The organism is Salinimicrobium gaetbulicola (assembly GCF_042676025.1).
In the GTDB taxonomy this organism is placed as follows: Bacteria; Bacteroidota; Bacteroidia; order Flavobacteriales; family Flavobacteriaceae; genus Salinimicrobium; species Salinimicrobium gaetbulicola.
Genome location: NZ_JBHTJP010000032.1, coordinates 1,004,627 through 1,017,263 on the forward strand (window position 1 = coordinate 1,004,627; position 12,637 = coordinate 1,017,263).

Below are 12,637 nucleotides of genomic sequence, written 5' to 3' on the forward strand. Positions count from 1 at the left end.
ATGAATTTCACCAGAACACAAATTCCAGATGTGGTTATTTGCAATCCAAAGATCTATGGAGATCATCGCGGTTATTTTTGTGAAACCTTTAGAAAAGATTCTCTTGAAGAATTCTTAGGATTCAAAGTTGATTTTTGCCAGGATAATGAATCGAAATCCTCCTTTGGTGTATTAAGAGGTATGCATTATCAACTACCTCCATTCACACAATCAAAATTGGTCAGAGTCCTTGAAGGCAGCGTTCTTGATGTGGCGGTAGATATCAGAAAAGGCTCGCCATATTACGGAAAAAGCGTAGCTGTAGAACTCAGTTCGGAAAATAAAAAGCAATTGTTCGTTCCCCGGGGATTTGCTCATGGCTTCGTTGTTCTATCTAAAACGGCCACTTTCGCATACAAATGTGACAACTTCTATGCTCCGTCTTACGACAGAGGATTTTTATTTAGTGACAAAAAAGTGAACATAGACTGGAAGCTATCCTATGGTAAATTGGTTCTTTCTGAAAAAGATCTAAACCAACCCTTATTCGAGGATGCCGAAACCTTTGACTATTTTCAAAATTTATATGAAGAAGAATATTCTGGTCACAGGATCTAAGGGACAACTTGGTTCTGAATTAAAAGAGCTTGCCTCGGATTATCCGGATCATGAATTCTTTTTCACTTCAAGGGAGGATCTGGACATCTGCAATAAAAAAGCTCTGAAGGAGTTTGTGACTTCAAATCAAATAGAGACTATTGTTAATTGCGCGGCCTATACAGCGGTAGATAAAGCAGAATCAGAACCCAAGCTTGCAGATGAGATCAATCACCTGGCTGTAAAATCCCTGGCCGAAATTTCAGTCGAAAAAAATCTTCGCTTAATACACATTTCCACGGATTATGTCTTTAACGGAAAAGGATTTCGCCCCTACCCTACAGATCATCCTACTGATCCGCTTAACGTTTACGGAAACACAAAATTAGCAGGTGAAAAAGCTTTGATAACCGTTAATCCAAAAAATTCGATGATCATCCGCACTTCGTGGGTATACTCTTCCTTTGGTAACAATTTTGTGAAAACGATGCTTCGGTTGGGTAAGGAGAGAAAAGAATTAAATGTAATATGTGACCAGGTAGGGGCGCCAACCTATGCGAGAGACCTGGCCAGGTTTATTTTATCCAGGGGTTTGAAAGTGAAAACTAACCAGGTGGCTGTATATCACTTCTCCAACGAAGGGGTTTGCTCGTGGTATGATTTTGCAAGAGAGATCATGGCAGATGCAGGGTTGGAATGTGAGGTAAATCCTATACAAACTACAGCTTATCCAACTCTTGCAAAAAGACCTTATTACTCCCTGATGGATAAAAGCCGGATCACCACAGAATTAAATTACAATATTCCTAACTGGAAGGATAGTTTAAAAATCTGTATTCAAAAACTAAAAGAAACGTCAGTTCGATTGAATTCATAACTGCGGCAGCAGGAATTAATTTGTATCGAGAACTAATTGTAAGAAAATAAACATGTCAAAAAAAACAATACTCATCACCGGCGGAGCCGGCTTTATAGGTTCCAATTTCATTCCTTATTTCCTGGATTCAAATCCTGGATGTAAATTGGTTAACCTTGATCTTCTTACCTATGCAGGAGACCTAAGGAACCTTGAAGAGGTTGCGGAAAATGACAGGTATACTTTTATCCAGGGTGATATTTGTGACCGGGAACTGGTAGAGAAGATCTTCGCAGACCATAATATTGCCGGAGTAATACATTTTGCCGCCGAATCTCATGTGGATAATTCAATAAAAAATCCGGGGATTTTTGTAGAAACCAATGTCAGAGGAACTTTCACTTTGGTTGACGTTGCCTATAAGTACTGGATGGAAAAACCCTTTCATTATAAAGAAGAATATAAAGGCAGTCGTTTTTTACATGTTTCAACAGATGAAGTATACGGCACGCTAGGAGAAACCGGTCTCTTTACCGAAGAATCTCCCTATGCCCCAAACTCACCATATAGTGCCAGCAAAGCAGGATCTGACATGATCGTTCGCAGTTACCATCATACTTATGGAATGAACTCCATAATCACCAATTGTTCGAATAATTATGGTCCCAAACAACACGATGAAAAGCTGATCCCTACGGTAATAAGAAAAGCTATAAACGGAGAAAATATCCCTATCTATGGAGACGGAAAAAATATACGGGATTGGCTGTATGTACGGGATCATGCAAAAGGCATTGACCTTGCTTTTAATAAAGGGCAGTCAGGTGAAGTCTATAATATAGGGGGGCGTAACGAACGGAACAATAATTATATAGCGAAAACCATTTGTGAAATACTGGATAACTTACAACCTAAGGCTACCGGCAGCTATTTAGAACAAATAACTTATGTAGAAGATCGTGCCGGTCATGACCGTCGTTATGCCATAGATGCTACAAAGATAGAAACTAACCTGGGCTGGAAAGCAGATGAGAATTTTGAAAGTGGGATAAAAAAAACAATTGAATGGTATTTATTAAAGAATATAGAATTTATATCTAATAGACACACTACTGCAATTTAAGAATTGCAGCAACTTATAATCACGCTAAAAACAATCCCATATTTTAATATGTTGAAAATTTCAATAATTGCTGGAGCGCGACCGAATTTTATGAAAATCGCACCTATAATTCATGCAATCCAAAATTCAGGAAACTATATCAAATTTCGATTAATACATACAGGTCAACATTACGATAAAAAAATGTCAGGCTCATTTTTCGAGCAATTGGAAATTCCGGAACCTGATGTTAATTTGGAAGCGGGAGGCGGAAGCCAGGCTGAGCAGACCGCCAATATAATGGTGCGATTTGAAAAGGAACTCCATGAAAATCCTACAGACCTGGTATTGGTAGTAGGTGACGTCACCTCCACTATGGCATGTGCAGTAGTGGCACAAAAACTTCACACCAAAGTTGCACATGTGGAAGCAGGTATACGATCCGGTGACTGGAGCATGCCCGAAGAAATAAACAGATTAGTAACAGATAGTATCACCAACTATTTCTTTACTACTTCTGAGATCGCTAATAATAATCTAAGATCTTCAGGGATCGAAGAAGAGAGGATCTTCTATGTCGGAAATACGATGATCGACACGCTTCTAAAGCAAAGACCGAGATTTCAGCAACCTGAGATATGGAAAAAGTTAAACTTAAAGGATAAGGAATATTTGGTAATGACCCTGCATCGCCCTGCTAACGTAGACCAAGAAGAAAAATTAAAGGAACTCATGGATGAGATCATAGCCCATTCAGGAAATTTACCCTTGGTTTTTCCGGTACACCCACGTACGGCTAAGATCCTTCAGGGATTAGGCGTTTCTCATCCCCGACTGCATATGGTTGAACCATTGGGTTATCTTGAATTCAATTATTTAGTAGAACGAGCAAAAGCAGTAGTTACTGATTCGGGAGGAATTACTGAAGAAACTACTGTAATGGGGGTGCCCTGCATGACTCTCCGAGATAACACAGAAAGACCGGAAACTATGACCTTTGGAACAAATGAATTACTTGGAACGAATCCGAAAGCCATAAAACCGGCAATGGAAAAACTTTTTGCAGGGGAATGGAAACAAGGTAAGAAAATACCTCTCTGGGATGGAAAAACTGCGAAACGTATTGTAAAATATCTTTTGGAAATCAGTAATAATAAAGAGTTTTAAGATTATATATAACTTTTTAAAAAAATAATATGAAAGTTAGTCTTTCAATCGTCACATATAATACATTAATTGCAGATTTAGACAAAGTCCTAAATTCTATAAAACAAACATCGCAAGAATGGACTTTATATATTATTGATAATTCCCCTAATAAAGAATTGGAAAAATTCTTTCAAGATGATAAAAGAATTATTTACCATTTTAATAATTCTAATATTGGTTTTGGGGCAGGTCATAATATGGCAATAGAACTAAGCCTTCAAGCGGGATTTGATTTTCATTTTGTGGTAAACCCTGACATTTATTTCAATGAAGATATAATTACACCAATGATAAATTATATTAATAAGAATAAAGATGTCGGGATGATGATGCCGGAAGTGCTATTTGCTTCAGGAGAAATACAATATCTCCCAAAATTACTTCCAAGTCCTTTTTCTATATTACGTCGAAAATTAAAATGGCCTAAAGCTTCTTTCGAAAAATTCATTTGTAAGTATGAATTGAGAAATGTTTCTCGAAATGAGATTATAGAAGTACCTATTCTTTCAGGTTGTTTTTCACTTCTCAACTTAAAAATAATAGAGGAAATTGGAGGCTACGACGAAAAATTCTTTATGTATTTCGAAGATTTTGATCTATCTCGTAGGGTACATGAAAAATATAAAACCCTTTACTTCCCTAAAGTTTCTGTATATCATGGTTATGAAAGTGGAGCAAATAAAAACTTAAAATTATTTAAAATTTTCTTTTCTTCGGCAATTACTTATTTTAACAAATGGGGATGGTTTTTTGATCATGAAAGAGATAAAATTAACACTACAATTACAAAAGCTCTCTCATTAAAGTCAAGCACATGTTAATATATTTCCACCTAACAAGATCCAATTGAAATTCCTCTTCTGGCTTTTTTTAACGGTTAAATTTCTTGATGCTTAACAAAATTTTATAGATTTGTTCTTCTTTATTAAGAATTCATTAATAGGAAATTATAACCAAATCTAACTGTATGAATCCAATGAACATGGTCGACGACTTTTCCCAAACAGAATTAGATCTCCTAGAAGTAACGGAGTCAACAAATCCGGAAAAAAGACTAAAGTTAATAGAAAATATTACCCGGTATGAATTCAATGCATGGTATGGTAGCAAATATAACAACAGGTGGTACACGGCTTCAGATGGAGCCTTTCTCTTCATGATAGTTGAGATTGACGATTGGAATAATCCCTCTTTTAATTTAACCGTTAGAGAATTCATAGTTAAAAAAGGAGAAACTCTTCATATTCCTCCCGGCTTTGCTGTAGGTTTTAAGTCTCTGGATAATAAAGCTTTCCTGAAGTGCTTGATAGAAGGAAAATATCCTGAGAATTTAGACACCTATGTCTACGACAAAAGTAGATGGTACTTCGAGACTTTTATGTAGTTCATTAAATTTCTCTTTTTGAAAAAAATTATTATTTCGGGGATTACAGGTTTTGTAGGTTCCAATCTCAGTCCTTATTTAAAGAGTAATTTCGACATCACCGGACTTTCCAGGAATGAGAATTTAGAAAAGAATATCCTTTCCTTTTCATCTTTAACGGGCAAAAAACTGGATGAATTTTTCACATTTATTCATTTAGCCGGAAAAGCTCATGACATAAAAAAAGTGAGTTCAGAAGAAGATTATTTTAAGGTCAATTTTGAATTAACGAAAACCTTATTTGAGAAATTCATAGAAAGTAAATGTGAGGTCTTCATTTTTTTAAGTTCTGTTAAAGCAGTAGCTGATGCCTTCCAGGGTATTCTTGATGAAGACGTCTTACCAAACCCGATTACTCCGTATGGAAAGTCGAAACTGGCCGCTGAACAATTTTTATTAAGTCAGGATCTACCAGAAAACAAGAAGCTATATATTCTCAGGCCCGGTATGATACATGGCCCTAATAACAAAGGTAATCTTAATCTACTGTACAATATGGTTTCCAAAGGAATTCCATATCCTTTAGGAAACTATTCAAATAAGCGTTCCTTTTTGACAGTAAACAATTTATGCTATATAATTGAGAAATTAATCATAAACAAACCGGAATCCGGTATTTATAATGTTGTTGATGACAATCCTTTATCGACCGAAGAACTGGTTGAGATAATTGGTGAAGTAACCGGAAAAAGAGTCCGCATCTTTTCAATTCCTAAAGGAATTATTCAAGGGTTAGCCCTGGCAGGAGACTTTCTAAAGCTTCCTTTTAATAATGAAAGACTGGAAAAACTAACCGAAAATTATGTTATTTCCAACAAGAAATGCGTGCAGGCATTAGGTACTAAATTGCCGTACGAAACCAGAACAGGTATGAAACACACAATTCAATCCTTTAATTCTTGAAATTATGTTAACCTATTTTCTTTCCATTATTCTTTTCATTATTCTGGCACTTTCTTACTCAAAAGTAGCCAAATTGTGCAATATCCTGGATTTTCCTAATGAGAGAAGCAGCCATAATTTTCCCATAATTAGAGGCGGAGGAATCTTATTCTTCTTTGCGGCAATTTTATTTTATATACTTTCCGATTTCCAGCATACTTATTTTATTCTCGGTCTAAGTATAATTTCCATATTGAGTTTTATTGATGACTTAATTTCTCTTAAGGCGATCCAAAGATTACCTTTTCAGTTCTTAGGAATATATTTAATGTTCTATTCTTTTAGTTTAGACTCCATCCCCCTTTACATGTTGTTCGTTTTGGCTATTGTTGCAGTAGGTTTTATTAATATTTATAACTTCATGGATGGCATCAATGGAATTACCGGCATGTATAGCCTTGCTGTTCTTCAGGGTTTCTGGATTCTTAATGAAAAATTAGTGCAGGTAATTGACAAAGATTTAATTATCCTTACCGGCATCTCCCTTATAATTTTTGGCTATTTTAATTTTCGGACTAAAGCAAAGTTTTTTGCCGGAGATATAGGAAGTATCAGCCTTGCCGGTATTATTCTTTTCATTGGGATAAAATTTCTGGTGGTTACCAACTCCCCTCTTATTCTTCTTTTGACCGCTGTTTACGGTATCGATGCTGGATTGACAATTTTAAGAAGGGCATTAAAAACAGATAATATTTTTGAGGCACATCGGCAGCATCTGTATCAACATCTTGTCGATAAAGCAAGAATCAGTCATTTGAAAGTCGCCGGAGGATATGCCATGGTTCAGTTGATTATTAATCTAATCGTTTTATTTTCATCATCTGCCAGTCTGAAAAACCAATACCTGATCTTTTTCCTATTACTGGGAACATTAACCCTGATCTATTTTGCACTTTTGTTTTGGAGCAGAAAACAAGAACAACCGCAGTTCTCTTACGAGAAAAAATAATTTTAAAGTCCCCCTACTTTATTCAAATATCTCATAATTCTCCCCTGCAGCTTTAATTTAATTCACAACTCATGAAATCCATTTTAAACCCAACCTATCTTTCAGTTAGGATGCAGGAGCAGCTTAAAAAGGTTAATCTTTCTGAAATTGGTTATTTACCCCGGTACCTGGTTTTCATTATAGATATATTCCTTCTTTGCCTGGCTTTGGTAATTAGTTTGTTCGTACTACAGGCAGTAAATGTAAATTTTGATTCAGGGGTCACCCAACATAAGATATTTCTCCTTCTTTCGACCAACATACTTTTCTTTTACTTATTCAAAACTTATTCCGGCCTTATCCGGCACTCCTCCTTTACGGATATTTACAAGCTAACCCTGGCCTCTCTAAGTACCTTTGCTCTGGTCAATATCATTGACTACGGTATTTATTTCATCACGGGAACCAAAGTCTTTATAATGGCAGGGCTGCTTTTATATACTGTTCTGTCCTTTTCTTTCCTTTTAATTTTTCGGGTCTTCATTAAACAATTATATGTGACATATAAAGATTTGATCGGGAAAAAAAGTAAAAAAAAGGTAGCCATAATTGGGGTGGAGGATGCTTCCATATCCTTAGGAAAAGCCTTAGCCACAGAAACCGGGCAGAATTATGAACTTATCGCCTTTTTGTCTCAAAAGAAATTTAAAAATATCCGTATTGCTGGAAAACCGGTAATAGCAGTCACTTCCTCATTACAGGAGACTTTGAAAAATTTACGGATAGACGGAGTCCTGATAATTGGAAAAACCTTATCTGTAAAGGAAAAAAATCAAATAGTGAATGACTGCTTCGCCTGTAATCTCCAGGTTTTTAACGCACCTCATGTTGAAGAATGGAGTTCAGCGAGCCAGGTTACTCAACAAATAAAAGCCATAGAGATCGAGGATCTTTTGGACCGGGAACCTATTAATCTTGACAATAATTCTATTCGTAGGGATCTTAGCGGAAAAACAATTTTGATCACCGGTGCTGCCGGATCAATCGGAAGTGAACTGGTAAGGCAGATAGCCCCGTATAATCCAAAGAAACTGATCCTGGTGGACCAGGCAGAATCTCCCTTATATGACCTGGAACTGGAACTAAAAGAAAAATTTCCGAAACTGAATTTCAAACCGGTACTCGCCACCATCAGTAATAAATACAGAATGGAGGCTCTGTTCAAAAAATATAATTTTTCGGTGGTTTTTAATGCTGCCGCCTATAAACACGTGCCGGTTATTGAAAGGAACCCTCGCGAAGCCATCATGGTCAATATCCTGGGCACGGTGATCCTGGCCAAATTGTCCAGTCAATTTGGAGTGAGAAAATTCGTCATGGTTTCCACCGATAAAGCTGTGAACCCTACCAACGTAATGGGTGCTTCCAAAAGGGCTGCGGAAATGTTCGTGCAATCCTTTCAAAATGAAAAGGAAAACAAAACCCAATTTATAACCACCCGTTTCGGGAATGTTCTAGGGTCTAACGGGTCTGTGATACCTCATTTTAAAAGGCAGATCGCCCAGGGCGGACCTATAACTGTCACCCATGAAAAAATAATCAGGTACTTTATGACCATTCCGGAAGCATGCCAATTGGTTCTGCAGGCCGGGACAATGGGGCAGGGAGGAGAGATCTTTGTATTTGACATGGGCAAACCTGTTAAAATTCTGGATCTTGCCAAAAGGATGATCAGGCTTTCCGGATTTAAACCATATACGGATATCGATATTCAGATAACCGGCCTAAGACCGGGAGAAAAATTATTTGAAGAATTACTGGGAGACACCTCTACTACCCTACCTACTCATAACGAAAAGATCATGATCGCTAAAGACTCTCCGCTTCCTTTTTCGGAAGTGGAAGCAAAGACTAAAAAGCTGATCAAGGCATCTGTCAGGATGAATGATAAAAACCAAATGGTGATGTTGCTCAAGGAATTAGTGCCTGAGTTTGTAAGCAGGAATTCCAGTTTTGAAAATCTGGATAAGCTAAAACGGTTAGATAAAATAGATTTTTCCGAAATCGCATCCAATACCATGAATTCTGTTTAATTAAATTCACCAATTTAATAACTTAAAGAACTCCTTGTAACAAATCTGTTACTTTAGCAACAAATCTTTCCCTACCAGTTGCTATCAAATTCATAAATACTATTTTTGCACCCCCATTAAAAAATACCATGAAGAAAAACCATTTTTCACCACTCCTATTGGGAATTTTATCCATTTTACTTACCACCTCCTGTGTTTCCAGAAAAAAGATCGCTTACTTCCAGAACATGGAAGAATTAGAGATGCACGCAGATGCTGCTGAAGCCGATCTTAAAATAAAGACCAATGACCTGCTTACCATTACAGTTTCGGCGGCAAATATGGAGGCAGTACAACCCTTTAACCTGCCGATTACTGCAGCGCCGAGAATAGGTGATCCCGGGAGCGTTTCGGGGAATATGCAACTGCAGAGTTACCTGGTGGATAGTGACGGGAACATAGAATTCCCGGTCCTGGGAACCGTGCATGTAGCCGGCCTTACCCGGCAGGGACTGGTTGAAAAGCTGAAAAAAGAGATCTCTGTTTACGTCCAGGATCCTATCGTAAATATCAAACTCATTAATTTCCAGGTTACCATCCTGGGAGAGGTAAACCGCCCCGGTACCTATACCGTTCCCGATGAACGCCTGAGCCTTACAAAGGCTCTTGGCTTGGCAGGTGACCTTACCATCTACGGACGCAGGGACAATGTGATGATCCTGCGCGAAACCGGAGACACCAAAGAATACAAGACCGTGGATCTCACCACAAGTGATTTCCTGAACTCCCCCTACTACTATTTACAACAGAATGACGTGGTGTATGTGGAACCTAACTCAGCCCAGATGCAAGGCGCCAGTTACAACCGGAACGCTTCGGTCTACATCTCCATCGCTTCTGTACTTATCTCACTGATCATCGTAATAATCCGCTAACTTATGGCACACCCAAATCAACATCAGGAAGAAGAAATAGACCTTAGGGAAGAACTACAGAATTACCTGCGCAGATGGCCTCTTTTTGTAGCCGGGGTACTGGTATGTCTTGCCGGCGCGTTTCTGTACCTGCGCTACGCAACCCCTACATACAATACCCTTACCACCATCATCATCAAGGAGGAAGAAAAAGGAGGACTCTCCTCTGAACTTTCTGCTTTTGCCGATATGGGCATGCTGGGCGGAATGGGCAGCGGTTCCATCGAAAATGAACTGGGCATCCTCAAGTCCAAACGCCTAATGACCAACGTGGTAAAAGAGCTGCAGCTGAACGTGAGATACTTCCAGGAAGGCATGGTTCGCACGACCGAACTTTATGATGAGCGACCCTTCAACATCCAGGTCCTGGCTTTCGACCGGGAAAGATTTGAAAAGATCGAAGAGCCGGAGGCATTATATTTCGACATCATTTCAGATTCCACTTTTGTGGTAAGCATGAAGGATTCAGATTTCCGGAAAAAAATGAATTTCGGAGAGGCTTTCAGCCTGCCTTATGCGGAAATTTCCGTGACTCCTAATTTCAATAGTCTAAGTGAAATTTCCGAATCCCGGGAAAAAGGAAAGATCAGCGTGCAGTTCAATAGCATTGATGCCGTCGCGGCCGGATACCGCCAAAAGTTACAGGTAAACCTGACCGACAAGAATTCAAGCCTCATCGAACTTAGCCTGGAGGACCCGGTAAAGGATAAGGCGCAACACCTGCTGGATCAGCTGGTAAGGCAGTATAACAGCGAGGCCATTGAGGACAAGAACCTGGTATCCATGAACACCGCTAACTTCATAGAGGACCGGCTGGAGATCATTACCCGTGAACTGGATTCGGTGGAGACCGGAAAGGAAGCCTTCAAGAAAGAGAACAAGCTTACCGATATTGAAGCGGAATCTGAACTGTTCATTGAAAATGCCAGTGACTTCAGGAATCGTCAACTGGAAGTAGAAACCCAGCTGGAACTGGCGAATACCATGATCGACTACCTGAAGTCTGATGAAGGGAACGGGCTGCTACCTTCCAACCTGGGTTTTAAGGAAGAAGGGGTGGTAAGTATCATCCAGTCCTATAACCAACTGGTGCTGGAAAGGGATCGTATCCTGGCCGGTTCCACCGAGCGGAATCCTGTGATCGTCAACCTGAACAACCAGATCAACCAGATACGCGCGAACGTACTTCAAAGTTTAAATAACCTCCGGACTTCCCTGCGCATTGCCCAGAAGGATCTGGATGCCCAGGAAGCGAAAATAGACGCGCAGATCGCGAAGGTGCCTTCCAAAGAGAAACAGTTCCGAAACATTGAGCGGCAGCAGAACATCAAGGAAGCGCTATATCTTTACTTGCTACAGAAACGAGAAGAGACCTCCTTATCACTTGCGGTGACGGCTCCCAAAGCCAAGATCGTGGACGCGGCATACAGTTCCAACACTCCTGTATCTCCAAAACCACAAATAATTTTATTGGCAGCCTTTATTCTTGGATTACTCATCCCTTTCCTGTTCATTTACCTGAAACAGCTTCTAAATAATAAGCTCCAGGAGCGAGGGGATATTGAAGATATTACCAGGGAAATACCTATAGTGGGAGAGATCCCGAGTATTGGAAAGAACGACAGCGAGATGGTGTTGCAAAATGACCGCTCTGTGCTGGGAGAATCTTTCCGCATCCTGCACACCAACCTGCAATACCTCCTGGCTAATTACACCGAAAAACCTAGCGGAAATTCTATTTGTGTTACATCTTCAGTTAAAGGAGAAGGAAAGACCTTTGTGTCTTATAATTTCGCGTTAACCCTTGCAAATACCGGAAAAAAAGTAGTAATTGTAGGTGCTGACCTAAGGAATCCCCAGTTACAACGTTACGAAACTGACGCTAGACAATACCGCGGGGTTAGTGATTATCTTGTAAATAACGACCTGAAACTTGAAGAGCTGATCACAGGTTCTGAGTTCCACCCCAACCTGGATATCCTTGCATCAGGTACCATTCCTCCTAACCCGTCGGAGCTATGGAGAAGCAAAAAAACACCCCAGTTGTTCGCCGAACTGGAAAGCTTGTATGACTACGTGATCGTGGATACGGCCCCATCCTTGCTGGTGACCGATACCTTCCTGATCAATCATTACGCGGATCTTACCCTGTACGTTTCCCGTGCGGGCTATACCGAAAAGAAACTTATCAATTTCGCGGTCGATTCCCGCAACGAAGGCAAACTTAAGAATCTTAGCTTCGTCCTAAACGATGTAAAGGCCGCCAACTTCGGTTACGGGAACAAATACGGCTACGCCTACGGAGAAGAAACCACCGGTTTCTGGGATAAGGTGAAGAATAAGGTTGCTTTTTGGTAGACGTTAGTCAATAGTTGAGAGTCGTTAGTTCAGAGTTCGGAGAAGTTTCTGTTCACATCTGACTGTCACACTGAGCCGCCTATTTGGCCATTAGCTATTCGCTGTTGGCCTTTAGTTTTAAAAACATTTGTCACACTGAGCCGCCGAAGGCGATTAGTCGAAAATCGTTAGTCGGGAGTGCGGAGAATTTCTTATTT

The 12,637-nt window shown here is 39.5% G+C and carries 11 protein-coding genes; all 11 read left to right on the forward strand.

Going from position 1 to position 12,637, the window contains the following annotated elements; translation table 11 throughout:
* On the forward strand, positions 1–597 hold the full coding sequence (gene rfbC / locus ACFQ1G_RS06105; protein ID WP_380737614.1) for a dTDP-4-dehydrorhamnose 3,5-epimerase: 597 nt from the start codon (positions 1–3) through the stop codon (positions 595–597).
* Entirely contained in the window at positions 566–1,453 is an 888-nt protein-coding gene (gene rfbD / locus ACFQ1G_RS06110; RefSeq protein WP_380737616.1) for a dTDP-4-dehydrorhamnose reductase, read from the forward strand. Before rfbC ends, rfbD begins: the two co-directional genes overlap by 32 nt.
* A gap of 52 nt (positions 1,454–1,505) precedes the next feature.
* Complete coding sequence (gene rfbB, locus ACFQ1G_RS06115; RefSeq protein WP_380737618.1) at positions 1,506–2,555, forward strand: dTDP-glucose 4,6-dehydratase; 1,050 nt, start codon at positions 1,506–1,508, stop codon at positions 2,553–2,555.
* 48 nt (positions 2,556–2,603) lie between these two features.
* Positions 2,604–3,701: a non-hydrolyzing UDP-N-acetylglucosamine 2-epimerase gene (wecB, locus tag ACFQ1G_RS06120; RefSeq protein WP_380737620.1), complete on the forward strand. Its 1,098-nt coding sequence runs from the start codon at positions 2,604–2,606 to the stop codon at positions 3,699–3,701.
* A gap of 29 nt (positions 3,702–3,730) precedes the next feature.
* On the forward strand, positions 3,731–4,564 hold the full coding sequence (locus tag ACFQ1G_RS06125) for a glycosyltransferase family 2 protein (RefSeq protein ID WP_380737622.1): 834 nt from the start codon (positions 3,731–3,733) through the stop codon (positions 4,562–4,564).
* 161 nt (positions 4,565–4,725) lie between these two features.
* The gene (locus tag ACFQ1G_RS06130; RefSeq protein WP_380737624.1) at positions 4,726–5,127 is read left to right on the forward strand and encodes a hypothetical protein; all 402 of its coding nucleotides are present in this window, start codon (positions 4,726–4,728) and stop codon (positions 5,125–5,127) included.
* A gap of 18 nt (positions 5,128–5,145) precedes the next feature.
* Positions 5,146–6,069 carry an NAD-dependent epimerase/dehydratase family protein gene (locus ACFQ1G_RS06135; RefSeq protein WP_380737626.1) on the forward strand — a complete coding sequence of 308 codons (924 nt, stop codon included), beginning with the start codon at positions 5,146–5,148 and terminating at the stop codon, positions 6,067–6,069.
* A gap of 4 nt (positions 6,070–6,073) precedes the next feature.
* Positions 6,074–7,057 carry a UDP-GlcNAc--UDP-phosphate GlcNAc-1-phosphate transferase gene (locus ACFQ1G_RS06140; RefSeq protein ID WP_380737628.1) on the forward strand — a complete coding sequence of 328 codons (984 nt, stop codon included), beginning with the start codon at positions 6,074–6,076 and terminating at the stop codon, positions 7,055–7,057.
* Positions 7,058–7,128: 71 nt separating this feature from the next.
* Positions 7,129–9,129: a polysaccharide biosynthesis protein gene (locus ACFQ1G_RS06145; RefSeq protein ID WP_380737630.1), complete on the forward strand. Its 2,001-nt coding sequence runs from the start codon at positions 7,129–7,131 to the stop codon at positions 9,127–9,129.
* A gap of 128 nt (positions 9,130–9,257) precedes the next feature.
* Positions 9,258–10,043, forward strand: a complete 786-nt coding sequence (locus ACFQ1G_RS06150) for a polysaccharide biosynthesis/export family protein (RefSeq protein WP_380737632.1) — start codon at positions 9,258–9,260, stop codon at positions 10,041–10,043.
* Between the two features lie 3 nt (positions 10,044–10,046).
* On the forward strand, positions 10,047–12,440 hold the full coding sequence (locus ACFQ1G_RS06155) for a GumC family protein (protein WP_380737634.1): 2,394 nt from the start codon (positions 10,047–10,049) through the stop codon (positions 12,438–12,440).
* Positions 12,441–12,637: the final 197 nt, after the last annotated feature.